This window comes from Microcoleus sp. Pol14D4, assembly GCF_036701245.1.
Taxonomy (GTDB): domain Bacteria; phylum Cyanobacteriota; class Cyanobacteriia; order Cyanobacteriales; family Microcoleaceae; genus Microcoleus.
In genome coordinates this window covers 94394-119852 of sequence record NZ_JAUBQM010000008.1, presented here as the reverse complement: position 1 = coordinate 119852, position 25459 = coordinate 94394, and the positions used below count along the sequence as shown (strand labels likewise).

At 46.8% G+C, this 25459-nt stretch carries 22 protein-coding genes and 1 other RNA gene; 14 read left to right on the top strand and 9 right to left on the bottom strand.

Annotated features, from left to right (window positions below; all coding sequences use genetic code 11):
- From QUA33_RS06165 to nuoK, 11 genes are all read left to right on the top strand, one after another.
- A partial coding sequence (locus tag QUA33_RS06165; RefSeq protein ID WP_333147331.1) for a GNAT family N-acetyltransferase occupies positions 1-405 on the top strand: 405 nt, incomplete at its 5' end.
- A gap of 137 nt (positions 406-542) precedes the next feature.
- Positions 543-785 carry a hypothetical protein gene (locus tag QUA33_RS06160; protein WP_333147329.1) on the top strand — a complete coding sequence of 81 codons (243 nt, stop codon included), beginning with the start codon at positions 543-545 and terminating at the stop codon, positions 783-785.
- 227 nt (positions 786-1012) lie between these two features.
- Positions 1013-1669, top strand: a complete 657-nt coding sequence (locus QUA33_RS06155) for a serine protease (protein WP_333147328.1) — start codon at positions 1013-1015, stop codon at positions 1667-1669.
- 2 nt (positions 1670-1671) lie between these two features.
- Positions 1672-2250, top strand: a complete 579-nt coding sequence (locus QUA33_RS06150) for a hypothetical protein (protein ID WP_333147326.1) — start codon at positions 1672-1674, stop codon at positions 2248-2250.
- Entirely contained in the window at positions 2247-2510 is a 264-nt protein-coding gene (locus QUA33_RS06145) for a Txe/YoeB family addiction module toxin (protein WP_006632711.1), read from the top strand. Before QUA33_RS06150 ends, QUA33_RS06145 begins: the two co-directional genes overlap by 4 nt.
- A gap of 117 nt (positions 2511-2627) precedes the next feature.
- Positions 2628-4409 carry a serine/threonine-protein kinase gene (locus QUA33_RS06140; protein ID WP_333147324.1) on the top strand — a complete coding sequence of 594 codons (1782 nt, stop codon included), beginning with the start codon at positions 2628-2630 and terminating at the stop codon, positions 4407-4409.
- 168 nt (positions 4410-4577) lie between these two features.
- Positions 4578-4968: a transfer-messenger RNA gene (gene ssrA, locus QUA33_RS06135) on the top strand.
- A 365-nt stretch (positions 4969-5333) separates the two neighbouring features.
- Positions 5334-6452, top strand: a complete 1119-nt coding sequence (gene nuoH / locus QUA33_RS06130; protein ID WP_333147322.1) for an NADH-quinone oxidoreductase subunit NuoH — start codon at positions 5334-5336, stop codon at positions 6450-6452.
- 103 nt (positions 6453-6555) lie between these two features.
- The gene (ndhI, locus tag QUA33_RS06125; RefSeq protein ID WP_333042046.1) at positions 6556-7131 is read left to right on the top strand and encodes an NAD(P)H-quinone oxidoreductase subunit I; all 576 of its coding nucleotides are present in this window, start codon (positions 6556-6558) and stop codon (positions 7129-7131) included.
- A 197-nt stretch (positions 7132-7328) separates the two neighbouring features.
- Positions 7329-7952: an NADH-quinone oxidoreductase subunit J gene (locus tag QUA33_RS06120; protein ID WP_333070831.1), complete on the top strand. Its 624-nt coding sequence runs from the start codon at positions 7329-7331 to the stop codon at positions 7950-7952.
- Positions 7953-8031: 79 nt separating this feature from the next.
- Positions 8032-8337 carry an NADH-quinone oxidoreductase subunit NuoK gene (gene nuoK, locus QUA33_RS06115; RefSeq protein ID WP_228042566.1) on the top strand — a complete coding sequence of 102 codons (306 nt, stop codon included), beginning with the start codon at positions 8032-8034 and terminating at the stop codon, positions 8335-8337.
- Between the two features lie 91 nt (positions 8338-8428).
- Here nuoK and folB read toward each other — a convergent pair whose 3' ends face one another.
- The 3 genes from folB to QUA33_RS06100 form a co-directional block, all read right to left on the bottom strand.
- Positions 8429-8785 (bottom strand): dihydroneopterin aldolase, encoded by a 357-nt coding sequence (folB, locus tag QUA33_RS06110; protein ID WP_006632705.1) that lies wholly within the window; start codon positions 8783-8785, stop codon positions 8429-8431.
- A 153-nt stretch (positions 8786-8938) separates the two neighbouring features.
- A complete protein-coding gene (locus QUA33_RS06105; protein ID WP_333147320.1) occupies positions 8939-10306 on the bottom strand; it encodes a serine/threonine-protein kinase in 1368 nt (455 codons plus the stop codon).
- Between the two features lie 183 nt (positions 10307-10489).
- Entirely contained in the window at positions 10490-11773 is a 1284-nt protein-coding gene (locus tag QUA33_RS06100; RefSeq protein WP_333147318.1) for a glutamate-5-semialdehyde dehydrogenase, read from the bottom strand.
- A gap of 226 nt (positions 11774-11999) precedes the next feature.
- Between QUA33_RS06100 and QUA33_RS06095 the strand changes: the two genes are divergently transcribed.
- Positions 12000-13724 (top strand): zinc metalloprotease HtpX, encoded by a 1725-nt coding sequence (locus QUA33_RS06095; protein ID WP_333147317.1) that lies wholly within the window; start codon positions 12000-12002, stop codon positions 13722-13724.
- Between the two features lie 327 nt (positions 13725-14051).
- Here QUA33_RS06095 and QUA33_RS06090 read toward each other — a convergent pair whose 3' ends face one another.
- From QUA33_RS06090 to QUA33_RS06065, 6 genes are all read right to left on the bottom strand, one after another.
- Positions 14052-15125: a class I SAM-dependent methyltransferase gene (locus QUA33_RS06090; RefSeq protein ID WP_333147315.1), complete on the bottom strand. Its 1074-nt coding sequence runs from the start codon at positions 15123-15125 to the stop codon at positions 14052-14054.
- Between the two features lie 81 nt (positions 15126-15206).
- Positions 15207-15929, bottom strand: a complete 723-nt coding sequence (locus QUA33_RS06085; RefSeq protein ID WP_333147313.1) for a peptidylprolyl isomerase — start codon at positions 15927-15929, stop codon at positions 15207-15209.
- Positions 15930-16026: 97 nt separating this feature from the next.
- Entirely contained in the window at positions 16027-16770 is a 744-nt protein-coding gene (locus tag QUA33_RS06080) for a hypothetical protein (RefSeq protein WP_333147311.1), read from the bottom strand.
- A gap of 151 nt (positions 16771-16921) precedes the next feature.
- Entirely contained in the window at positions 16922-17443 is a 522-nt protein-coding gene (locus QUA33_RS06075; protein WP_333147309.1) for a DUF4242 domain-containing protein, read from the bottom strand.
- Positions 17444-17688: 245 nt separating this feature from the next.
- Positions 17689-18897 (bottom strand): flavin monoamine oxidase family protein, encoded by a 1209-nt coding sequence (locus QUA33_RS06070; RefSeq protein WP_333147307.1) that lies wholly within the window; start codon positions 18895-18897, stop codon positions 17689-17691.
- Positions 18898-19098: 201 nt separating this feature from the next.
- Positions 19099-22233, bottom strand: coding sequence for a BTAD domain-containing putative transcriptional regulator (locus tag QUA33_RS06065; protein WP_333147305.1), 3135 nt, complete (start codon positions 22231-22233; stop codon positions 19099-19101).
- Positions 22234-22595: 362 nt separating this feature from the next.
- Here QUA33_RS06065 and QUA33_RS06060 point away from each other — a divergent pair, with 362 nt between their 5' ends.
- The gene (locus tag QUA33_RS06060; protein ID WP_333147304.1) at positions 22596-23510 is read left to right on the top strand and encodes an SMP-30/gluconolactonase/LRE family protein; all 915 of its coding nucleotides are present in this window, start codon (positions 22596-22598) and stop codon (positions 23508-23510) included.
- A 97-nt stretch (positions 23511-23607) separates the two neighbouring features.
- On the top strand, positions 23608-25335 hold the full coding sequence (locus tag QUA33_RS06055; RefSeq protein WP_333147302.1) for a hypothetical protein: 1728 nt from the start codon (positions 23608-23610) through the stop codon (positions 25333-25335).
- The last annotated feature ends 124 nt before the right edge of the window (positions 25336-25459 follow it).

Genomic DNA, 25459 nt, shown 5'->3' with positions numbered 1-25459 from the left:
CATAATATTTTTTTGGAAATATGTGTTATTTTTGACGCTCAGAGGACAACTTCATCATACCATAGTTCAGCAACGCCCTTTATTCATCCAAAAAATCAAGTGCTTGTCGGCAATGGAGGTTTCACAAGCTCACCTGATGAGTCGGGGACTATAGAGATAGGTTATGAAATTGCTTCCGAATATTGGAATCGCGGATTTGCAACTGAGGTGGCACAGGGAATGATCGATTATGCTTTCGGTCACGAGGAGGTGAAAGCAGTCATCGCTCACACTTTAGCTGAAAAAAATGCCTCGAATAGCGTGTTGCAAAAAGTGGGAATGAAGTTCATTGCAGAGGTTGACGATCCTGAAGAAGGCAAGATATGGCGATGGCAAATAAGCAGGGATGAATATCATCCGACTTGAACTGTAACGCCGTTTCGCTGTTTAAGCCATTGGTTTTGGCGGTAATTTGAAGGTTCTCGGTTGGAGCATTAAATCTGGCAGATTGAATAAAAGCTATAATCTAGTCACTACCTAAAACCCGAAGCTCGGAGCCTACAATGGTTTCAATTCTCAGCAAACCCTCCTCGTTAATCCATGAGATTTGCATTGAAAAAGTCGATCGGTGGAAGTTGTTCAAATTTAGTGAATCGCTCCAACAGCGCATGGAACAATTGTTAGAGAAGAAAAAGGCAGATCAACTAATGGCAGAAGAGATAGCGGAACTCGACGCCATTGGGGAATTAGATCGCATCTTTACCCACATCAATGCAATGATGGTGGCTCAAGATGTCAATCAGTGAGCCGACGAGACAGACGGTTCGAGAAAGAGCGAGCTATTTATGTGAATACTGTCATTCCCCAGAACTTCTAAAGTAGAATTTTGAAGTTCCGGTACGATATACTTAACTTAGAAACATAACTTTGGCGAAAGTGCGGTATGATCTATCAATGAGAGTGTTATTCTACCGCACTTATGGTATAATTAATAGTTATATGGCAAGTTCATACTTTAATCGTAAGAAGTCAAATGTCATACTCATCTCTCGCAAACGTGGTATTTGCGGTCGGACGAAGCGGAGCAAATGGGGTATCGCTGCTTGGTACAGCAACTCTACTAAATAGTCCCGGAAAGTTTGTTACGGCTGCCCATGTTACTAATAAAGATGAGCAGAATCTAGTCGTGGTTGTAAAACCTTATAATTCGAGCATCAATGACTATCAAGATACTTCTGATTCTCAAGTTCAGATGATTCCGGTTCGCATTGAAGCTATTGACCCTTTCACAGATTTGTGTATTTTGTCTGCTGATATTGATGCGTTCTCTAATATATCGATAGGTAGCACAGATATTCTCAATTTTGGCAGTGTTGTTGATATTTTTGGTTATCCTCACGCAGATCATGGAAGATTGGTACTCACTCATCAACGAACTGAGATCGGCGCAAAAATCTTAATTAAAAATGGAATAGTCAAAACCAAGCAAGTCGTACTGAACACTCAGGCTCGCCCCGGTCAATCTGGAAGCCCTATATTCTGTGCATACACTACATTCATGGTTGCTATCCTCATTGGGTCATATGCTCCAGGTGGTGGAGGTGGTATTTCATTGGCTGGAGTAGATCCGCATACCCTCCATCAGACTACTCATGCGGTCTCTGTTGAGTACGTTAGGGAAATGTTGTAGATATGGAAAATAAATTAGAACATTTATTTCAGGTTGATAATGAAGAGTGGCTCGCAACGCTGCCTAGATACCAACAAATAAGGATCAAGCAGCTAGTGGATTCCACTAACTCTTACGAAGAGGCAGCAAAACAGTGGCTGAATGCAATGCCAGAGAACACATTCCCATTTGGAGCCGAACAAGCGAGAAATCTATTTATTGAAAAAGTCCGGGATGAAATGGAAAAATTCTTAAGCGGCGATGAAAAATACGCTGATGAACACAAACAGCTATTTTCTTCGTCACAGGTACTACAAAAAACTCTTGTGAGTTCTGTTTCAGCAGCAATCGCCCCAGTAATAGGTACAGCAGCAGCCTACATCATGCCTGTTGTTGTTCTTGTATTCATGACAATGAGTAAGATGGCGGAGCCACCCCTTGTTATTGCAGCACAGAGTAGCAATGCAGTGTTATTTTCTGAAGCTGACTCGGCATCTGTGCAGGAGACACTGTATCTTCTATCAGTGCCAGGGATGCGGGAATCGATTCGGGAAGGACTGGCAACGCCGATCGAGGATTGCGCTAAGGAGTTGGAGTGGTGAATTGGAATCTGGTATATACCAAACAGGCACAGAAAGATGCCAAAAAGCTCGCTTCTAGCAATTTACGAGACAAAGCGCAAGAGTTACTCGACATCATTCAAACCAATCCGTTTCAGAATCCGCCACCCTATGAGAAATTGGTGGGAGATTTGGAAGGTGCATATTCACGGCGAATCAACATTCAGCATCGTCTGGTGTACGAGGTGATTGAGTCCGAGAACACGGTAAAAATTTTGCGGATGTGGACGCATTATGAGTAGTGTTTCTAACAGGTTAACTAATACAGGGGTAGAGCGATCGCTCTTTGGAGTGGTGAGGAGATCCCACTATACGTGCAATAATCAGCCATATTATCTGGTACGCGATCGCCTGAACCTATGGATGCGCTAATCGGCAAAACTTTACAGGGTGGAAAGTACACCCTCGAACAAGAATTGGGCCGCGGCGGCTTTGGAATAACTTTCAGGGCAAATCACCGCTATTTAGGACAGCCTGTAGTCATTAAAACCCTCAACGAATCTCTGCGGCAGCAACCTAATTTTGCTGAGTTCGATCGCAAATTTCAAGACGAAGCGAGGCGGTTGGCTTCCTGCGTTCATCCGAATATTGTCCGCGTCAGCGATTTCTTTGTGGAAGACGGGCAGCCTTACATGGTGATGGACTACATAGCCGGTCAGAATTTGGGCGATGTAGTCGGTTCAAATAATCCGCTACCAGAAAATCTCGCAATTCTCTACATAACTCAAATAGGGGCTGCTTTAAAAGTAGTTCATCAAAAGGGTTTGCTGCACCGAGATGTCAAGCCGCAAAACATTCTTTTGCGCCAAGGTACTCAGGAAGTCGTGCTGATTGATTTTGGCATTGCCCGCGAGTTTACTCCTGGTGCAACCCAAAGTCACACTAATATGGTGTCCGACGGCTACGCACCGCCAGAACAGTATTTTGCCCAAGGAAAATATACGCCCGCCACAGATGTTTACGGTATGGCGGCGACGCTTTATACTCTGCTGACAGCACAGGTGCCGGTGGCTGCAATTTTGCGTACCAGCCAGCCGATGCCTTCGCCCCGCGACTTGCAGCCTCAGCTAAGTGCGGCTGTCAGCTCTGCAGTGATGCGGGGGATGACGGTAGAAGCTCAAAATCGCCCTGCTACTGTGGATGAGTGGCTGTCGCTGCTGCACGGGCAGCCTCTTGGTGCAGCGTCGCCGAGCACCGGGCCGACGGTGGCGGTGATTCCGGGACACGGGCCTCAGTCGCCTGCGGGTTCCAGAACAGCGCCTGCTGTGGTGCCTTCAGGGAACAACAACCGCAAGGTTTGGTGGATTTTGGGGTTCGTGGCGATCGCACTTATTGTTGCAGGTTTTGTCGGTATTGCTAGGGTTTTCCTCAACCGGCCGTCTTCGGAACCCGCACCTGTGGCCCAGGACGATCGCACTTCGGCCCCTGCCGATCCAGACGCGCGCTCAAGTCCCGCACCAATTCCCGTGCCGACACCAACGCCAGCCCCGACTCGCAGAGAAACTCCGCCGCCGGCTGCTGAAACACCAGCGCCGGCTGTTGAAACACCAGCGCCGGCTGTTGAAACACCAGCGCCGGCTGCTGAAACTCCAACACCAGCCCCAGCGCCAACACCAGCGCCTTCTCCGGAGGCTGCCGAACCCACACCAACGGAAAAACTTGTTGACAAAGAGTTGCCGCCAGATCGATCGCCCGCACCCAGCGAACAACCGGGAACCAGTTATCAGAAGACTCCCACAATCCCTGGGTATGCCGTTGGTACGGCGGAAAGTCAGATTTTATCCGAATTGGGAGAACCGACTGACTCTCAAGCGCGGGGCTATTGGCCGAATACTCGCACCGCACTTTACGAAATATTGCCCAACCGGATTACTCTCGGCTACATTTACGATCGCGATTCGGGCCAGCTAGTACAAACAGAGGGTTCTTTTGCCCCGTCGGTGGACGATTTGGTAGTGCGAACCGCGTTAAACGGGATGGTGGGCGGCGCCAGCCGAGAGATTTTGCAAGGCTTGGGCGACGTGCAGCAGCGCCGGAGTAATCGGTTTACGTTTAGGAAGGGTTCGCTCGAAGGGACGATCGAACGCAATGAGCGCGATCGGATTTACATCGGCGTCTGGGACGACAACTTGCATAATTAGGAATTACGCACGGGTGGTCAGAAACCGGGTTTTTGCTCCAAGACTTCGTTAAAGCCGACAAAAACCGCAAAAAACCCGGTTTCTTTAATCCCCAATCGAAAATCCAAAATCTAAAATCGCTTGACTTGACGCCACACGAAATATTGTCTATGATAAAAGAACACACGAGGGGCTGTAATGGTTTCGACAGGGTGGCGAAAGCTGCTCCGTGATGCAGGTCGAGAGGGAGTCTACTCTCGTTAATATCGGCTCAAAAAAAATAGTAAATGCGAACAACATCGTTCCTTTCGCTCGCAAAGCCGTAGCTGTAGCCTAAAAACTTCTTGAGCTCGGTTTAGAGTGTATGCCACCTCACTCCGTTAAAGGTAGCATAACAACCCCCAACGGATGCCCTAGCTAAACGTTTCTAGTCGGCTAGCTAGGAAAGCAATCACTAGAAAATCCCCCCATTTGGGATAAAGATGGTTCCCGCCCCGAGGATTAGAGGGGATAAACCTGTGAACGATCGGAAGGTAAATACCCGCTTTGGACGGCAGTTCGATTCTGCCCAGTTCCATAAAAAAAGTGACGTAAAATCAATGGTTTAAGCCGTTTGAAAGCCACTTTACAGCATTAAAAGGGCCAAGAGTTAACTCTTGGCCCTTTTGTTTGGCATTCAATCTAAAACCTAAAACCTAAAATCTAAAATCTAAAATCGCTCGGATCGAGCCACTAAGTAAAAATACATAAATTACCCACCCATTAGCTACGCTGCGGACTCATATAATTAGAACTTCACCCTGTCTGTGCGTTCTTGGAGCCTGTCGGGCGATATACTATTAGGCGGTAAAGCATTAAAAATCTTTACAAAGACCCCGATTTCTAAGCCTACTCCTACAAAGGACGGGTGAAAAATTATATGCTGATCGCTCAAAAGCTGGACAAATGAACCCAGGAATTGACTTACAAGGAAGTTTCGTAGAAGCCCTGATGAATTTGGGCTTACCGGCGGACATCGCCCAAGTGCTTTGGCTACCGCTGCCAATGTTGCTGATGATTGTCGCTGCCGTTTTCGGGGTACTAACTAGCGTCTGGCTGGAACGGAAAATTTCCGCCGCCGCTCAACAGCGGGTAGGCCCGGAATTCATCGGCCCTCTGGGAGTTTTAGCGCCCGTTGCTGACGGTCTGAAGTTGGTATTCAAAGAAGACATTGTACCGGCGAAAGCTGACGCGCTACTATTTACCCTAGGCCCGGTAATTGTGGTGATTCCAGTTTTTCTCTCCTACTTAATCGTGCCCTTCGGAGAGCATATGCTGATCGCCGATATGGGGACAGCGATATTTCTGTGGATTGCCCTGTCTAGCATTCAGCCGATCGGCTTGCTGATGTCCGGCTATGCTTCAAACAACAAATACGCCCTCCTCGGCGGACTCAGAGCCGCGGCTCAATCCCTCAGCTACGAAATTCCCCTAGCTTTGGCAGTATTGGCAGTCGTGATGATGTCCAATAGCCTCAGTACGATCGACATCGTACACCAGCAAGCCGGCTACGGCATTGTCGGCTGGAATATCTGGCGCCAACCCGCAGGTTTCCTGATTTTCTGGATTGCAGCACTAGCAGAATGCGAACGCTTGCCCTTTGACCTCCCGGAAGCAGAAGAAGAATTGGTAGCAGGATATCAGACTGAGTACACAGGCATGAAATTTGCTTTGTACTATATCGCTTCCTACGTTAACCTCGTCCTTTCTTGCCTGCTAGTAGCAGTTTTGTACCTCGGCGGCTGGGAATCCCCGATTCCTGTAGAAGTGCTGACAAATGCCCTGGGATTGAGCGAAACGACTCCTTGGTTGCAGGTAATTACCGGCTTGCTGGGCATTACAATGACCATGCTGAAAGCCTACTTTTTCCTGTTTCTGGCAGTTCTGCTCCGGTGGACTCTGCCGCGAGTGCGGATCGACCAATTGCTAAATTTGGGATGGAAGTTTTTACTTCCCGTTGCTCTAGTTAATTTGCTATTGACCGCAGCTTTGAAACTTGCCTTTCCCTTTGCTTTTGGCGGTTAATTAATAATAGGTAAATGGCAACAGCTAAAAAAAAATAGCTGTTAACCAATTACCTATTATCAATTAGCAATTACCAAAAACTCAAGTACAGAGAGAGAACACCATGCTAAAATTCCTCAATCAAGTAGGCGAATACGCCAAAGAGACTCTTCAAGCTGCTAAGTATATCGGTCAAGGGCTATCTGTTACTTTTGACCACATGAGACGCCGGCCGATTACGGTGCAGTATCCTTACGAGAAACTAATTCCTTCGGAACGTTTCCGGGGTCGAATTCACTTTGAATTTGACAAGTGCATCTCCTGCGAAGTATGTGTTCGGGTGTGTCCGATCAACTTACCTGTAGTGGATTGGGAATTTAACAAAGAAACTAAGAAGAAGCAACTCAAGCACTACAGTATCGATTTCGGAGTGTGTATCTTCTGCGGCAACTGCGTAGAATATTGTCCGACTAATTGTTTGTCGATGACAGAAGAGTATGAGTTGGCCACCTACGAACGTCACGAATTGAATTTTGACAACGTGGCCCTCGGACGTTTACCCTACAAGGTTACAGACGATCCGATGGTGACACCGATGCGGGAATTCGCTTATTTGCCGAAAGGTGCGATCGACCCTCATGAAGTTTCCTACACCGATCGCCGCGCCGGTCTGCGTCCAGAGGAAATTATCGAAAAGTAGGTAAGGGGGCATGGGGCATGGGGCATGGGGCATGAGGCATAGTTAGTAGTTAGTGGTTAATGGTTAATGATTACTTGTTAGTAGTTTTTCTAATAACAAATAACAAATTTCCCATGCCCAATGCCCAATGCCCAATGCCCAATGCCCAATGCCCAATGCCCAATGCCCAATGCCCAATTAACAGAGGATAAAAAATTGTGAATCTAGCTGAAGGGGTTCAAATTGTTTCATTTGGCATACTGTCGGTAATGATGATTGCAGGAGCACTAGGAGTAGTGCTGTTCTCAAATATCGTTTACTCAGCATTTTTGCTGTGCGGCGTATTTACCAGCATCGCCGGCTTGTACCTGTTGCTGAATGCCGACTTTGTAGCAGCAGCGCAGGTATTGATTTATGTTGGTGCTGTTAACGTCTTGATTTTGTTTGCGATTATGTTGGTGAACAAGCGAGAAGATTTCCGCACAATTCCCAACGCTTGGGTGCGTCAAGTAGCAACAGCAGTAGTTTGCGTAGGCTTGTTTGCGCTTTTGGGTACGATGGTGGTGTCTACTCCTTGGGCTATTGTCGCGACGACAGGAGCACCTGCCGAAAGTTCGATCGTCACTATCGCCAAACATTTCTTCACCGACTTTTTGCTGCCTTTCGAGTTAGCATCAGTGTTTTTGTTGATGGCAATGGTGGGAGCAATTGTGTTGGCGCGCCGCGATTTTTTCCCGGATGAACTGTCAAAAAAGCTATCCGAAACACCTGCTTTGAGTTTGCCGGAAAGACCTCGCGAATTAGTTTCTGCCGGAGATGTGTCTTCGCCAGAATCTAAGTAATATTATGGTGCGCTAAGCGCACCATAGTGTTAGTTTTGTAGTAACTTTAGATTGAGACAAAATCGCAAAATTTATGCAACTGCAACTCCAGTATTTCCTGTTATTAGCCGCCGCACTTTTCTGTATTGGTATTTACGGTTTGATTACCAGCAGAAATGCAGTGCGCGTGTTGATGTCGATCGAGTTGATGCTGAATGCTGTCAATCTCAATTTGATGGGTTTCTCCAATTATCTTGACCCTGTACAAATTAAGGGCCAAGTATTTACCGTGTTTGTAGTTACGGTAGCGGCGGCTGAAGCTGCCGTAGGTTTGGCAATTGTTTTGGCGATTTATCGCAACCGCAATACCGTAGACATGGAAGAATTTAACTTGCTGAAGTGGTAATTAATCAATAGTCATCAGTCATCAGTCATCAGTCATTAGCCACAAACTAATGCAGATTAAAGACTGATGACTAAGGACTAAGAACTAATGACTAATGGCTTCTAGTAATTTCTAGAGTAATTCTACCCCCGAAATCAGGGATGGGGGCAGCAGGTTTCGAGAGTTGTAGTTTAACTTTTTCGACTAACGGTAGTTCTAAAAGCGCTTGAGCAATAGTATCTGCTAGGCGTTCGATTAATAAAAACTTCGAGTCTTTGACTAGCTTTTGAATCAGAGTAATGGCGCTGCGGTAATCAAGAGTATGTTGAATATCATCACTTTTTCCAGCTTGCGATAAATCCAGCCATAGAGTAACATCCACTTCAAACCACTGCCCCAAAACTTGCTCTTCCGGCAGATAGCCCGTATATCCGTAACAGCGAATTCCTGTAAGTTGAATAGAATCCATTTTGCAATAAACTAAAAGTGCGTTGTCTATACCACTTTGTATTAAACCAGATAAAGTTCTCTTTCTCTTCCCTCTCTTTTTTTGCCCTTTTCCTTCTTCCTCTGCGTTCTTTGCGCCCTCTGCGGTTCAATCACGCTTATTCTATATTAGATTTTATAACTCTCCTCCTTTCTCCAACTTGTCGAGTAAATCCTCAGCAACTTCATACCATTTCCGCCTAATTTCAGCATCTTCTGGCTTTTCTGTCAAGCTGCGACCTTGTAATTCTGGATATTTATTGTAATATAATTCATCCACTTTTTGATAGAATATATCTTGATTGATGTTGAGATTTTTGCGTCGTTTACCAATCTTTTCTTGACGAATTATTTCGGCTTCCTCTAAGGACGTATCGGGAGGTTGCTGGCGCGAAGAAAATTTAGGTAACTCCGGCAGCTTGGGCAACGTGAAACCAGATTTGACTACACTAAAAGCTAACATTCCCGGCAATAAAACCACGCTTAAACTCCCTAGGGTTTTCCAAGGTATTAACTGGAAAATGTTGTTGTTTTTAACAATTTGAGGGTTTGGGTTAACAGGAGTATGATTGCTGGTAGCAGTTTGAGTGGCGTTTTTGAAAGGGCGGCCGACAAAGTTCATTGTCACCATTTGGGAAATTATACTGCCAATGTGAGATAGTTTTGGATCTTTGAGTGCTTCGCGGACTTCTTTTGCGGATTGGTAGCGATCGCCCGGTTGTTCTGCTAACATCTTATCCAACACAGTACCGAGATTTTGACTGACGGTGACGTGCGATCGCCAATCCCAAGTTTTATTATTAATATTGTACAATTTTTGAGGTTTTTTGCCGCTTAGCAGTACCAAAGCAGTGACGGCTAAAGCATACAAATCGCTAGCAGCAGAAACTTTCCCCAGTCGCATTTGTTCGGCCGGCGAATAACCCTGTTTGCCGATCGCCGTATCCGATTGTCCGTTAAACTGAAGTACGGCATTGGCTGCGATTTGTTTGACTGAACCGAAATCAATTAAAAAGGGTAGTTTGTCAGCATCATGCTGAATAATATTATCCGGGGAAATATCGCGGTGAATTAAATTTTTTGAGTGGATGTATTCTAAAACTGGTAAAATCTGAAATAGTAGTTGAGTAACTTCAGCTTCGCTAAAATTTTTACCTTGTTGCTGACGCGATATTAATATTTCTTCGTAGGTTTGACCTTTGATATAATCTTGCACTAAAAATAAAGATGGATTCCCGCCCAAATCGGTTCGCAGGAGTTCTCGAAAGCGGGGAATTTGCGGGTGTTGGAGGTGGTAAAGCATACTCGCTTCGCGATCGAACAATTCGGCAGCCTTCGGGCTGTGAACCACCGGAGAAAACTCTTTGAGCACGCAATGTTCGTTGTAGCGGTTGATATCTTCGGCGAGGTAAGTGCGGCCGAAGCCACCGCGGCCTAATTCGCGGAGGATGCGGTAGCGTTTTTCGAGAGTCGAACCAGGGATGAGGAGGGAGGAGTTAGACATAAACCACGGCAAATTGTTCGATTTGGGGAGTCGCCGAGCACAGTATAGCTTATTGTAGCTAAGTTTGTTTGAATGCGAGGGCGATCGCTTTTTTTTTGGATGGATGAAGGAGAAGAGACACTTTGGTTAAGATTCAGTATTTACAGGCTTTTTTATTGTCGGGTTTGATCGGCTATCGAGGATTTACAAATCCCGATGAGTAAACCCCTTCGCATCCTTCCCTACATAACTAGCCGCAATATGGCCATCTCCAACAACTCGATACTTATAGGTAATCAACCCCTCTAAACCAACAGGTCCGCGAGGTGGCATTTGCTGCGTGCTAATCCCCACTTCTGCACCGAAACCGTAGCGGAAACCGTCGGCAAATCGAGTCGAACAATTGTGATAAACTCCGGCCGCATCGACTCCATTTAAAAATGTTTCGGCGACTTCGCTGTCTTCGGTAACAATGACATCTGTATGTCGGGAACCGTATGTATTGATATGGTTAATTGCCTCTTCCACGGAATCTACTATTTTGATTGACAAAATTAAATCGCTGTATTCTGTAGACCAATCCGCTTCATTTGCTTCGGCAATATTTTCTAGGATGGCGCGAGTTTTTTCGTCTCCCCGCAATTCTACTTTTTTCTGCTGCAAAGCTTCGGCAACTGCGGGCAGGAATTTGGGGGCGATCGCACTGTGAACTAACAAGGTTTCAATAGCATTGCAGGCGGCTGGATACTGAGTTTTTGCATCGACAGAAATCTCTACTGCTTTCTGAATATCCGCCGCTTTGTCTGCGTACAAATGACAAATTCCGTCGGCGTGTCCCAAGACTGGAATTCGGGTATTTTCCTGCACGAACCGCACGAAGGAATTAGAACCTCTGGGAATAATCAAATCTACATATTCATCCATTTTGAGCAGTTCGATTGTTTCTTCCCGCGTGGTGAGCAACTGCACAACTTCGGGATTGACGGCAGTTTCTGCTAATGCTTGATGTATCACTTTTGTCAAGATTTCGCAGGAACGGACTGCTTCTTTCCCGCCTTTGAGAATGACGCCGTTTCCTGATTTGATTGCTAAGGATACTATCTGAATTAAAGCTTCTGGGCGCGCTTCAAAAATAATGCCTAAAACGCCCAAAGGACAGGTGACGCGCTTCAGAATTAATCCTGTATCCAATTCACGGTGGATTTGCACGACACCGATCGGGTCAGGGAGTTTGGCAACGTCGCGCACGCCTGCGATCGCACTTTTCAACTTGCTCTCATCCAACTTTAGGCGATCGTACAGCGGTTTCGCAATTCCATCAACCTCAGCCGCCTTGCAGTCAGCAGCATTCGCCGCCACAATATCCGGCGCAGCAGCTTCTAAAGCTTTAGCTATAGCCTCTATAGCGTGATTTTTGGCATCAGCGGACAAAACTGCCAATTTTCTAGCAGATACGCGCGTTTTTTGGGCAATTTCAATAATAGACATGGCAGTAACTTTTAAATAGTTTTGATTGTTGGGTTTTGAATTTTGAGTTGTGAATTGAATCCGCACAAATAAATTTCGGGGCGGTTTTCAGTCTTAACAATTCTAGAGGAAATTCTATATTTTTGTTGAGACCCCTGACAGCAATCCGCATTAACAGGTTAAAACAGTGAAGTATAGATAAAATCCCATGGTCATTTCCATTTGTCAATAACCTTTGGAGAGTATTATGTCATCTCACGCCCCTTTACGCAAGGCAGGGCGAGCCGCCAAAGCCGGCGTTAAACTGATACAGAAAACTGGCGGAAATCTCGTTTTAGCTTCTGGCGTCACCATCAGCCTGCTGTTTGGTATGGTGTTAGCGCTATCTTTAGCCTCTGTTTTGATTCTCAACAGTCCCGATCCAGTAGCCGGATTGGCGATCGCACTTCCCATAACTCTGATTTTTAACATCGCTGCTTTTTTCCTATCGCCTTACTTGATGGACTTAAGCCAAAATTGGCTCTACAATACCCGCTGGGTTTCCCTAGCAGAAATTGAAAGCCTAAGTCCCGAAACAGCGAAAGTTATTAAGAAGGTTTGCAAGCAGAAAAAACTCCAGCAGCCTCGTTTAGGAATTATCGACGATCAAAACCCTACTGCTTTTACTTACGGTTCATTTCCCAATAGCGCTCGCTTAGTGGTCAGTCAAGGTCTTTTTACCTATTTAGACGACGAAGAAATTGCCACTGTTTACGCCCACGAACTCGGTCACATCGTCCACTGGGACTTTGCAGTAATGACTTTAGCCTCGACTTTGGTGCAGATTACTTATTTAATTTACACAACAGCTCAAAGAATGGGTCGAAGTGGTGGCGAAAAAGCTAAAGATGCGGCCGGTACTGTAGCTGCTGTTGCTTATTTATTTTACATCGCCGGCACTTATTTATTACTGTATTTGTCGCGGACGCGAGAATATTTTGCCGACCATTTTGCAGCCGAAACAACCGGAAATCCCAACGCTTTGTCTCGCGCTTTGGTAAAAATTGCTTACGGTATTCTGGAAGAAGGACAAAGAGCAACCGAACCCAGCCGCTTATTAGAAGGAACTCGCGCTTTAGGCATTTACGATGCCAAAGCTGCCACATCTACCGGCACTGCTTACAGGATTACTTCGGAACCGGAAAAAATTGGGCGAGTATTTTTGTGGGATATGTTTAATCCCTGGGGTTGGTGGATGGAGTTGAACTCTACTCACCCGCTGACTGGTAAACGAGTTCGCGCTTTGAGCACTTATGCCGAACAATTAGGCTTGGATATTGAGTTTGACATGGGCCGGATTGTCGGCGAAGGCAACGATTTGAGCAAGCGGAGATTGTACGGCAATTTTGTGTTCGATTTACTGCTGTACAGTGCAGAAACTCTGGGGTTAGCTGTGGGTTTTGCGATCGGCATTTCCCTGTATGCTGTAAACCCGATGATGATGGTTGCTTGTCCTTTAATCGGTTTGGGTGCGGGAATTTTGCTCAAGACTTTGGTGATGTTCCCCAATTACCAACAAGCAGAACATTTGGATATTTTAACCTTAATGTCTGACCCTTATGCAAGTCCTTTGCGGGGTCAACCGTCGCAACTGCAAGGCGAATTAATTGGTCGCGGCGATGCGGGTTATACCTTTGGTTCTGATTTGAAACTGCAAGATAGAACGGGCATGATTTATCTGCGCTATGCTTCTCGTTTTGGGCCAATTGGTAATTTTCTGTTTGGCATGAAACGGGTTGAAAGTTTGATTGGAATGGATGTTAGCGCTTTGGGTTGGTTCCGCCGGGGTGTTGCACCTTGGATGGATTTGATTCAGCTTGAAAGCGATAGCGGTACGACGGTTAAGAGTTATCACCGCTTCTGGTCTTTTGTGATGGGTATAGGGGCGATCGTTCTTGGTATTGCAGTGCTATTTGTTTCATTTCCAGCTTGAAATTTGAACGCAATAAAGTCCTTACTACCAACAGGTTCATAGTAAAGACTTTATTCGCCTTAAATCAGGGTTAAGGAGGACAGCATTTGCGCCAACATAAGCAGTTGAGAGATTAACCTCTTCCTGATTAGAATCCCTGAGTGTTAAACTAGGAGCTTAACCGATGACTGAGGATTGTTAGGTAGTTTAGCTGATTTGAATTCCGGTGTGGAGGACAATTGCTTCAGATCGATGAAGACCGAAAATTGGCTGGTATCCAACAACCCCGAATTCGGCTGTTTTTTCTTCTGCAATTGTTGGCCTATAGCACAAATTTTGCACATGATTTTAGCTCTTTTTGAGGATATAATAGTCGTTCTGAAAATCATGGGCGAGTTGCTTGATTTCAACGCTGCTAAACCCAGCTTCACTCAAAAGTTTCAGGGCTTTTTCTTGACCCCACATCGCTCCCAGTCCCATACCACCGTAGGCTAAAGAAACTGTCATACAGTGCATACAAGAAATGGTGTATAGTAACGGTGCAATCGGATGTTCCATGTTGCCGCCTACATCCGTTGTGGCGCGGATATCTTGCATCAAGTAAACACCATCGGGACGCAGAGCTTTGTAGATGTTTTGGAGTACAATATCGGGTCTGGCTTGATCGTGAATTGCATCAAATGTGGTGATCCAATGGTAGCGATCGCACTCATCCAATGTGGCGGCATCCTTCACCTCAAACTGGATATTATTCAACTTCCGCAATTGCGCTTCGGTGTTGGCAGTGGCGATGGCTTCTCCCGAAAAATCGTAGCCTGTGAATCGGCTATTCGGAAAGGCTTCAGCCAGCTTGTTGAGTGCTCGCCCGCTACCGCAGCCGACATCTAGGACCTCAATACCGTTTTCCAACGCTTCGGTAAGCGCGGGAATTAGCGGCAGAATGCGGTCAAATAGAGCAGGTAACACGGTTTGACCGCTATCTTCTGCCATCACCGCATGAAAACGTTTGAACTCTGAGTAGGGTACACCGCCGCCTTTGTAGAAACAATCGATAATCCGATCTTCCACCGATGCTAACACCGGAATGAATTGAGCAAAGGGGGCAATGTTGTCAGAAGCCGCAGCCCGTGTCAGGAATGCTGCATATTCTGTCGGCAAAGTGTAGGTTTTGTCGATCGAATTATAATCCACTAAGCGACCCGTTACCATTGCACCGAGCCATTCCCTCACGTAGCGTTCGTTCAATCCGGCAGCATCGGCAATTTGTTGACTGGTAGAGGGCGGCAATTCTGCCATTGTGTCAAACAGTTCGGTGCGATGCCCGATCGAAATCATGACGGAGAGTGCGCCACTGTTGAGAATGTCCAGCATCCGTCCGGCGAATGCTTCTGCTTTGGTTTGATCGAATGTTTGTGTCATCATAATTTAAGCGTGATGGTATTCAAAAGTTTCTATTTGGAAGATTGGATGTTGCCAGGGCTACGATCGTCAGATTCCTGCCCGTCAATTCAACATTTCACCTATCTGTTCTTGCACCCAAATTTCAAACAATTCGCGGAGCAAACGCTGACGCATCGCTAAATCGAACTGAGCCGGAATCAATGTTTCTAATCTGACGATCGCCAGCCATCCTTCTACAGGGATAGGATGCCAAAGCTGACCGGGACGGCTTATCGCCAACAGATGCGCCAAGTTCGGGTGGATTGTGCCGAGTTCTGCCGGGCCAACGATTCCATTGACTTGAGCTTCTGGGCCTTGGGAATACTCGCGCGCCAGTTCGGCAAAGGATTGCTCTTTTTCTTGAATCCGAAAATACAGTTCGCGCGCAATTTCTGCGTCTTTAACCCGAATCAAAGAATAGATGACTCGATCTAGCGATCGCTTGCGTTGCAGAAAATAGGACTCTAGTTTGTGATGCCAATTTTGGTGTTTGAATTTCTCAATTTTGAGCAGCCTTGGAATGAAAACAGTCTCTAAAAATTCCCGACTCATCCCGTGCTGTTTTAGCCAAATTTGTTGTGTGGTTTCGTCGGTCAGTTGATTTTGTTCGTAGAACTGCTGGCGGACATTTATGATTTCTTCAGCAGTGCAATCGATGGGGGCGATCGCTTCATCAATGATGCTCTCGCGGTATAATTGGGGCAGCATTTGGTAGCTGGCAAGTCGAGGAACTATCTCTTCCCCAGAGATGGTGCGATTGCGGATTTGTAATAAAACTGCGGTCATAGCTGTCTGGCTTCAATTAAAGCCATTTGAACGAACAATTGATAGGTAAGGTGCACATTGTGCACCCTACAGATAGAGTTTTTACATCCAGGACTTTCTAGTTGGGAATCGGAGTCAACGTAACAGAGTAATTAGTGTTACCTGTGAATTGAGAGGCTTGAAGATAGTAGTTAGTTGCAGGAGCCAAGTTTTGAACAAATCCTTCGGAAATAGTGCCTCGCTTAACCACACTTCCAATTACCTCACCTGCATCGACGGCGCGATTGTTGTTTTTGTCTTGAATCAATCGGAGATCGGCATCAGCGCTGAGATTATTGAGACCAAAGTGATAAAATCCCTGGGTATTGACAGCGAGATGGATAGTATCGGTGGTGTCGGTGTTACCCACAGAACCTTGATGAGTTCTTGGTTTGTCGTTGGAAAAGACGGCACCGAAATCATCTTCTACTGCGAGGACTTTGCTGGGTGTACCGGCCGCGTCAGCCGATACTCTCAAATTGTAGGGAGTATCGTTGAACGCACGGTTCCGATTGACTTGCACCACGTAATTGCCTGCATCAACGTCAGCAACTGCTGAGGACAAGTTGATTACTTCATCCAAACGCAATCGATCGGAAATAGCAATTTGCTTATCGTTACCATCAACTAAGCCATTGCCATTGAAATCGCGAAATAGTTGAACATTCAGATCGTCGGTCATACCAACCAGCCCAAGGTTGATATTTTTATCGCTATCCAGACGGAAACTGTAGGTGTCTTTGCTGTTGAGATTACTGATAGTGCGGCGCGGAACTACTACGGCACTATTAGATGGCAAGGTACCAAGGTCAAATTCAGCCATTTTATTTCTCCTTAAAGTGTAAAGGGATGAGTTAATTTGCTGGTTGTTTTATTAACTTGATATCAATCTAACGAGGCGATCGTTCCGAAACCGTTCCGAAAGCGTTCTCGAAGCGTTCCCAAAGCATCCAAGCGCGATCGTCCGCGCGAATTCAAGGTTTGAGAACTTCGGCACACCAAACGCAATCGAAGGGAATTCCAGCTTTACCGTGGGCTTCTTGAATCACTTCGGCATCGGGCGCGTTCAGTTCGCACACCACGCGAGTTTTATCCAGCGACGCAGAGGAACGCACCCATTCAATACCCCGTTCCTCATAGCACGCTAAAATTAATCGATTGGCTTCGTTCCACTCTTCATCGGTAAAGCCATTCGGATAGCTTCCCTCCCACACCTTAAGGATTGGTTCGTTCCATACAGGGGGCACACCTTCAGGTTCAATAACTTGGGCTGTCCAAACCTTGCTAAATCCAACATCGGCTTGGCGATAAGCTTGTCGCACAGACTCTGCATCTGGTGCCTCAAAGGTGCAAATCATGCGATCGCGATCGGCTGATAGTAAAGAGTAGTGCCACTTGGCATTTCTTGCCCCAAGACAATCCAAAACTCGCGTATCAGCTAACATTTCTGCGGTGATTGGTTGAGCGGCAACTGTTTCAACTTTGATAAGAGACATAATTACTTCCTCTTAATTAGTAATGACTGTTGATTGGTCACTGTTGACTGTTAACTAATGACTCATGACTAATTGTAGCGATTGAGGATTTTCCACACTCTCACCCGAATTTTTTCACCGCCTCGCAGTGGACAAAGTGAGCGAGTTGTCACCCCCCCAGCATAAACGTGGGCAAAGTCTGCTCTACGCTCGCATTCTCAGCCAATCTGTAAATGATAGTGCGATCGCACAAAAATATCAAAAAATTAACTTCTTGCCTGATGGATCTCTTTAGCAGTCCTCAATCCCGATGCTAATGCGCCCTGCATCCATCCCCTCGTAGTAGAAGTGTGTTCTCCAGCAAAATAGATTTTACCTTCCGACTTTCCAAGTTCATCAAACAACCTTTTTTCTTGGTCTTCAGTCGGGTATGCCCAACCTGACCTCGACCAAGGGTCTTTAGCCCAAGAATAACTGGTCATCTTGCCCTGATAAGCACTGACACCAGGGAGAATCTTTTCCCATCGCTGTAGTAATTGAGGCAATTGTTGTTCTGGGGCGAGGGCATCCATAGCAAGGGCATTTTCCCCTTTCAGATAAGCTTCCAAAATACCTGTTTTTCCAGGAAAATCCCAACTGGGTTGCCACAGTTCTTCAGGACGATCCTCAAACAACCCCCAACCATTCAATCCTTCTTTTTCCCAGAATCTTTCAGAGAATTCAACAAACATTCGTGTCGCTGCGCGATAGTTATAACCCCCAGCGATAGCAAGCTGTTTTTGAGGTGATAGTGGAGGCTGAAAATTTATCTGTCCCAAGACTGGCAAGGGAACAGTACATACTACGCAGTCTCCAGTGTATTGCTGTCCTGATTGGCACAAGACTTGAACCCCTGAAGAAGTTTGTTCAATGCGAGTAACGGCAGATCCTAGATGAATTTTATCAACTAGAGCGGTAGCAAATGCTTGCGGTAATCGATCTGAACCTTGAGCAATTTTAACAACTTTTGATATGTCTCCGCCCGGTATAACTTTAGCTAAATCATCAGCAGAAATCAGAAGACGTTGCCCATTCTTCACAGCAATGTAAAGCCCATCTGGTGGTAAAAAACGCTTCAGAGTCAAACCAAAATGTTGAGCATAGCCAAGTGTTAAATTGTGATCGGATGGAATTCTTGCTGCTCCTGCTTCTACAAAATGATTATCACTAAAATTGCCTCGCAAGGTCAAAACTCTCCCTCCTACTCGCTCACGGGCTTCTAAAACAGTTACTGTATGACCTACTGCTGCTAACTCGTAAGCGGCAACCAAACCCGACAAACCCGCTCCGACAACGATCACTTTCTGAGAGGATAGTCCTTTCTCTAATGCTCCTGGAGTCCGGGAGTTTTGGGCTTTAACTTGAGCATGGGCTATTACCGCACCAAACGTTACAGCGCTACTTAATAGAAATTGACGGCGATTCATTTTAAACATAACGGTCTACCCAATAATTACAGTAATACTAAAGGTTTTGCCTAATTTAGCAAAAAAGCGGAATATAAAACAATTACTAAACAAGCTGAAAAGTTTAAAAAATTAGATGAACAATATGAAGTAAAGTAAAGTTCTCTGTGATGAACACCATCCCTAATTGCAGTTCGCTACAACTAATGACTAATGACTAATAACTAATGACTAAATCTGTTCGATCGCCCGATCGACAGCAGTGCGGGCGCGGAAACTCAGCGCAGGGCGATCGATGCGATCGCGCAGCGATTCAAACAGCGCGATCGCCCCTTCTCGATCGCCCAAAGCTAAAGCACCCTCAATCAAAATCGCCCAAGCCAGAGCAATCTCGCTGGGATGATCGACCGTCTGAGCAGCTTCTAAAGCAGCTTCAGCGCGGGCTGTTGCCAAAAGGGGTCGATCGCACTCTAAATCCACTTGAGCCGCCCCAATCAGCACGTAAGACAGCATCCGTTTGGCATCCACCTGTTGCAAAGTCGCGATCGCCCGCTCCAAAGCAGCATCGGCTCCAATTTGCTGAAGCTGATAGTTTGCTAAAGCTAAAAGTGCCTGGGCGATCGCACCTTCACTGCCTTCGCCTTTAATTTTGGCTGCGACGATCGCCATTTCCTGACAGTAAGGCAATGCCGCCGCCGGATCGCCAGCTTCCAGTTCCGTCATCGCCAAATAGCTGAGGTTATAACACTCGCACCACCGATCCTGCTCGGCTGCAGCCAATCGCCACGCCTGTTGCAACAAAATTCGCGCTTCCGCATAGTTCCCGTGATGGCGCCCTACAGCCCCCAACCCTTGGGCAATTCCGATGTTTTGAGCGCCAACTCTCGCGGCCAGGGACTGTGCCTCCAGCAACAAAGCTTCTGCCCGCGTCATTTCCCGTCCAATTTCAGCCAAGCAAGAGCCGCTATATACCAGCAATCGCACGGCAGTAGCTGGACTGGATGCCCGACTTACCTCTGCTGCCCGCAGCGAGTATTGGTGGACGTTAGCGAAGTTGCTGCGATCGAAATGCAGGATCACCAATGCCTCAAGTCCCGTGGCTTCTGCTTCTTCTAAACCGAGATCGTTGGCTTCATCGATTAAGCGGTGCACCTCGCTGTCGAGTTGAGAAACTCGATCGCCCGTAACGCCTGCGATCGCACAAACCCGCAGCAATTTTAAATGCAATTGAATGCGAGTGCGATCGTCAAGTCCTTGACACTGCTCGATCCCAAGCTGAGCTAGGTCGGACGCCTCCGTGTAGGCAAACAATTTCAGGCAGCGTTCGGCGGCACAGTAGGCGCTAGACGCTGCTAATTCTCGATCGCCCCCCAGCGCGGCGTGACGGGCAATATCGCCAGCCCAGGCGTTGTCTGGTGTGGATAGTTGATGCAACTTATGAGCAATTTGCAAATGTATCAAATGGCGGCGCGGTTGTGACAACTGCAGGTAGACAGCCTGACGCACAATATCGTGAGCAAAGTCATAGCCCATTTCGTCACCGAGAGAGGCGCTGGGACGGATAATGGTTTGTTGTTCGAGCTGTTCGATCGCCATCAGCAATTTCGGCAGCGGATAGTCTGCCACATGAGCCACCGCTGTCGGTTTGAAACTCCGCCCCAATGCAGCGGCCCAAGGCAAAAATTCGCGAGCCGTGTCATCCAATTGGTGGAGGCGATCGCGGATCAAAGCTTCCAAATCCTGCCCGTGAGTCGAGTGATCCTGGCCCTGGGCGCGGGCAACCTCCAGCGCAAACAGGGGATTTCCCCCACTGTCAATAAATATACGATTCACAACTTCTAAAGACAAATTTGTCCGATCGAGCGTTGGAACACTGCGAATCAGTTCAGCGGTTTGTTCTCGATCCAAAGGATGCAATTCCAGGCTTAGCAGCCGTCGCTCTCGTCTCAGGACCTGCACCACCCGCCAGATGGCTGAATTCTCCTCTAGTTCCCTGGAACGCCCGGTGCAGGCGAATAAAACCGGCTTATGACTCAGCAAGCGGATGGCGTAGTGCAGCAATGCCGATGAAGCTTCATCGATCCACTGAATGTCATCTAAAATTACCAGCACCGGAGTTCGATCGGCACATTCAGCCAGCAGTTGCACCACTGCATCAAATAGATGACTGCGTTCGCGCAAGGGTGCCGGAGGCATATCGGGCGAGGCTGGCGCTGGTTGACCGAGTTCTGGGAGCAAGAAACCTAGCTCCGGCGGTATGTTGCCTGTGGAGGGCTTTGCGATCGATCGCAAAGCATCAATCCAGATACCGTAGGGTCGCACCATCTCGGCGGCAAATCCGCGTCCCCACAGCACTTGAACCCCCTGTGCCGTGGCTCGCAGCTCTTCGAGCAAGCGAGTTTTGCCGATTCCGGGTTCGCCCGCGAGCAAGAGCACTGGCGATGCCTCAGCGTGAGCGATCTCGCCGCATTTCCCAAGCAGTATGGGGTTTGCCCACTGCTGAATCGATGCCCATTCGCGATCGCGTCCCACTAGAGGCGACAAAGCCACAGGTGAGGGAAACAAATTCGTTTGGGGCGGCCCGGCGGACTGAGAGGATGGTTGAGTTTCGGGCGCTTCGTCTTCCAGCAACAGTTGCTCGTAGAGCTTGCGAACGATCGCACTAGGGTCAACTCCTAGTTCCTCGCGCAGCAAAGTCATGCAGCGGTGGTAGACTTGGAGTGCATTGGCGCGATCGCCGTTCAAATGGTGCGATCGCATCAAAGCTGCGTAGCTGGTTTCGTGCAACGGATCGATCTCCAGTAAGCGCTGTGCAGAGCGGATTGCACCCCGATAATCACCCTGAGCTTCCGACAGGCGAGTCAGAGATTCGAGCGCATGGAGCAATTTCTGTCGCAGGTGTTCGCGCTCTGGAAAAATCCACTCATCCTCACAACTCGGCAGCAAATCACCGCCGTAAAGTGCGATCGCTTGCTCCCAGGCTGTTCTGGCACCGCTAACATCTGCGGCTCGTTCCGCTGCTTCTGCTGCCGCGAATGCCCGTTCAAACTCAGCCACATCCAGCAGGAAAGGTGCATGGGGATTCCATTGCAGGGTTTTGGCATCCGCCAGCAGGTAGCGATCGGCATCGGGGAGTCCGTGACGCAGGTGATGCAGTTCCCGGCGCAAGTTGGTGCGAGCTTGGGCCTCCGTTGAATCGGCCCAGAATTGAAAGGCAAGCCGCTGACGGGTTTGGGGGATATCGCGGTGCAGTACCAGGTAAGCCAACAAAGCTTGCGGGCGCTCTGCGGTGACACCGACAACGGGCTTGTCTGCACAGGAAAGGCAGAATCCGCCTAATAGTTTGATATCTAAGGTAGAAAGCATATAGCTAGATATTATTTGTGATTTTAATCCATGCTCCGGCGTGTCAACTTCAGGAATGTCAGCAGGTGGCGATCGCTAATTGAAATGACATTGCTATACTATGTTATCCGCGCGACGCTCTGTTGGAAGCCACAATTTTGTATTCTTAATATAAATGTAATATAGGTGCGGTATGATCGCTTTTACTACGACTCTCACTCAATGCAATTAATAAGGCAAACATGATCGCCAAAATTGCTACAATCAGCCTTTTGTTTATAGTTTTGACTGTAGCATTCAGCAACACGCTTTCCCAAAATCTTTTTTTAAAACTTTTCCCTGACAGCAACTCGCCCAATAAATTAACATCAAAATCTACAATATTGACCGCCCGTACGGAAAACAGGGAGGAAAAAAACACCCTGCAAAATATTCTAGATGACAGCGCAAAATTAGAAAAAGTAGCTGGCGATTTCCAATTTATAGAAGGCCCGATTTGGCATCCAGACGGCTTTTTGCTGTTTAGCGATATTCCCGCCAATATTATCTATAAATTTACCTCAAACCAGCAAGTTGAGGTATTTCGCCGCCCTTCGGGAAAAGCCAACGGGAATACTTTAGACAAAGAAAACCGCTTGCTTACTGCCGAACACGAAAATCGCCGCGTATCGCGCACTGAAAAAGATGGCAAAGTTATCACATTGGCGGATAGATACGAGGGAAAAAGGCTCAACAGTCCGAACGATTTGGTTGTTAAATCCGACGGCAGCATTTATTTTACCGATCCGTCCTACGGTGTTAGTAAAGACCAGGAAGAATTGGGTTTTTACGGTGTTTACAGGCTGGCACCCGACGGGCAATTAACTCTGCTGGTTAAGGATTTAGTGCTGCCGAATGGCATTGCCTTTTCACCAGACGAGCAAAAGCTTTATGTTAACAATTCGGAAGCGGGATACATTGCTATTTTTGATGTAAAACCGGACGGAACTGTTACCAACCAGCGGCTTTTTGCGGAGTTAAAAGATGCCGCCACTAAAGGCGGAGTTCCCGACGGTTTAAAAGTTGATTTAGAGGGGAATGTTTACAGCACCGGGCCGGGGGGAGTGTGGATTTTATCGCCGGATGGCAAGCTTTTGGGGAAGATTTCTGTGCCTGAGACGGCGACTAATTTGGCCTGGGGAGAAAGCGATCGCAAAACGCTTTACATTACTGCAAGTAAAAGTCTGTATCGGATTCGCCTTAAAATTGCGGGTGTGCGGCCTGGAAAACGATCTAAAATCGGGCGAAGTTGGAAGTAAAGCAGTTTTTATTAGGGGTGATTGACGGGGTATGATATAATCGTAGGTTTGAGAATCAGTCATTCCCGATTCTTTAATCTCGAATCTCAAATCTCTAATGGTATTAATAGCTCGGTTGCACAAATTTCTAACTGCTACAGTCGATCGCAAATCCCGATCGCACACAATATTTTGGTTGACTTTGAGCTTGACATTTGCTGCACTTTATGGTGTTTTAGGACTCAAGCAAGCCTTTAGCGCCGAGTATATGGTGCAAGACGATGCGAGGCAGCACGTTTTCTGGATGATGCGGTTTGTCGATCCTGAATTATTCCCCAACGATTTCATTGCTAATTACTTTCAATCAGTCGCCCCCGCAGGATACAGCACGCTCTACAAATTAGCAGCAACAGTTGGCATTCACCCGCTATTTTTTCACAAAATATTGCCGCTATTTCTCGGCTTAATCTCCACTTATTACTGTTTTGGCCTGTGCCTAGAAATGCTGCCAGTGGCGATGACTGGATTTATTGCATCTTTGCTGCTAAATCAGCATATGTGGATGACAGACGATTTGGCTTCCACAACGCCAAGAGCTTTTATCTATCCGATATTCCTTGCTTTTTTATATTATTTGTCGCGCAGTTCGTTGCTGCCTTGTTTAGGGGCGATCGCCCTGATCGGACTATTCTATCCTCCTTACGCCTTGGTTGCTGCCGGAATTTTAGTTTTGCGCTTGCTATGCTGGAAAAACGGCGGTTTGCACTTTTCGGGCGATCGAACTAATTACCTATTTTGCAGTACAGGTTTGGGAGTTATTTTTTTAGTAATGCTGCCCTACGCCTTAGATAACTCTGAATTTGGCCCAACTTATACCGCAGCAGAAGCGAAGCAAATGGCCGAATTTGTCCCCAACGGCAGAAATGCTTTTTTTCGTCCAAATCCCAAAGATTATTGGTTAACAGGGCGGGGTAGCGGGATGTTTCCCAAGTCGCTGTTTACGCCTGTAACTCACTGTGTCGGATTGTTATTTCCGCTGCTGCTATTTTTGCGATCGGCTTTTCCCTTAGCCAATCAGATTCAACGCCAAATCTGGCTTTTGCTTCAGCTATTTTTAGCATCCTTGGCGATGTTTTTTGCGGCTCACGCCACCATTTTTAAGCTATATCAACCCGGTCGCTATACTGCCTACAGCTTGCGATTTATTATTGTTTTAATAAGTGCGATAGCCCTAACTTTAATTATCGATGGAGTCGGTCATTGGGCATCAAAAACCGCAACAACATTAGATGTAAAAAATCTAGTTGCACTAATTACGACAGCGACAATCGCTATTCCCGTTGTCCTTTATCCCTGCTTGGTCGAAAAATTTCCCACAGTCGGGTATGTAGAAGGTAAAATGCCGGGTTTGTACAAATTTTTTCAGCAACAACCTAAAGAGATATTGATTGCTTCGATCGCGGCCGAGACTGATAATTTACCAACCTTTAGTCAGCGTTCAGTTTTGGTTGCAAAGGAATATGCAGTGCCTTATCAGAAAGGCTACTACAGCAAATATCGGCAGCGACTTAACGATTTAATTCGCGCTCAATACACTCCCGATCGAGCTGTATTGCAAAATTTTATTAATCAATATGGAGTTGATTTTTGGATGCTCGATCGCGATGCTTTGAGTCTTCAGTATGTAAAGGATGATGGCTGGCTAAATCAATTTGATTCTACACCGGAGGCGAGGCTTTCTATCGAACAAGTGAAAATTCCCGCCTTAGCTTCAGCAATGACAAGTTGTGCGGTTTTTCAGAATGAAATTCTAGTGGTTTTGGAGGCGTCTTGTATTGTAAAATAGGCGGGGAGTTAAGGCCATGCCGAGCCAAAGCATCTGCTTTCCCAGGTTTTTCCTGGGAACTATAAAAAAATCAATTAGGGGATTGGGAAGATATCAAACATGAATTCTAATGGTTAGAAAATCA

What these genes read in the sequence shown, in the direction of transcription:
- QUA33_RS06160 (WP_333147329.1), top strand. Translation starts at nt 543, where the DNA reads ATGGTTTCAATTCTCAGCAAACCCTCCTCGTTAATCCATGAGATTTGC.
- QUA33_RS06155 (WP_333147328.1), top strand. Translation starts at nt 1,013, where the DNA reads ATGTCATACTCATCTCTCGCAAACGTGGTATTTGCGGTCGGACGAAGC.
- QUA33_RS06150 (WP_333147326.1), top strand. Translation starts at nt 1,672, where the DNA reads ATGGAAAATAAATTAGAACATTTATTTCAGGTTGATAATGAAGAGTGG.
- QUA33_RS06140 (WP_333147324.1), top strand. Translation starts at nt 2,628, where the DNA reads ATGGATGCGCTAATCGGCAAAACTTTACAGGGTGGAAAGTACACCCTC.
- nuoH (WP_333147322.1), top strand. Translation starts at nt 5,334, where the DNA reads ATGAACCCAGGAATTGACTTACAAGGAAGTTTCGTAGAAGCCCTGATG.
- ndhI (WP_333042046.1), top strand. Translation starts at nt 6,556, where the DNA reads ATGCTAAAATTCCTCAATCAAGTAGGCGAATACGCCAAAGAGACTCTT.
- folB (WP_006632705.1), bottom strand. Translation starts at nt 8,785, where the DNA reads ATGGATTCTATTCAACTTACAGGAATTCGCTGTTACGGATATACGGGC.
- QUA33_RS06105 (WP_333147320.1), bottom strand. Translation starts at nt 10,306, where the DNA reads ATGTCTAACTCCTCCCTCCTCATCCCTGGTTCGACTCTCGAAAAACGC.
- QUA33_RS06100 (WP_333147318.1), bottom strand. Translation starts at nt 11,773, where the DNA reads ATGTCTATTATTGAAATTGCCCAAAAAACGCGCGTATCTGCTAGAAAA.
- QUA33_RS06095 (WP_333147317.1), top strand. Translation starts at nt 12,000, where the DNA reads ATGTCATCTCACGCCCCTTTACGCAAGGCAGGGCGAGCCGCCAAAGCC.
- QUA33_RS06090 (WP_333147315.1), bottom strand. Translation starts at nt 15,125, where the DNA reads ATGATGACACAAACATTCGATCAAACCAAAGCAGAAGCATTCGCCGGA.
- QUA33_RS06085 (WP_333147313.1), bottom strand. Translation starts at nt 15,929, where the DNA reads ATGACCGCAGTTTTATTACAAATCCGCAATCGCACCATCTCTGGGGAA.
- QUA33_RS06080 (WP_333147311.1), bottom strand. Translation starts at nt 16,770, where the DNA reads ATGGCTGAATTTGACCTTGGTACCTTGCCATCTAATAGTGCCGTAGTA.
- QUA33_RS06075 (WP_333147309.1), bottom strand. Translation starts at nt 17,443, where the DNA reads ATGTCTCTTATCAAAGTTGAAACAGTTGCCGCTCAACCAATCACCGCA.
- QUA33_RS06070 (WP_333147307.1), bottom strand. Translation starts at nt 18,897, where the DNA reads ATGTTTAAAATGAATCGCCGTCAATTTCTATTAAGTAGCGCTGTAACG.
- QUA33_RS06065 (WP_333147305.1), bottom strand. Translation starts at nt 22,233, where the DNA reads ATGCTTTCTACCTTAGATATCAAACTATTAGGCGGATTCTGCCTTTCC.
- QUA33_RS06055 (WP_333147302.1), top strand. Translation starts at nt 23,608, where the DNA reads ATGGTATTAATAGCTCGGTTGCACAAATTTCTAACTGCTACAGTCGAT.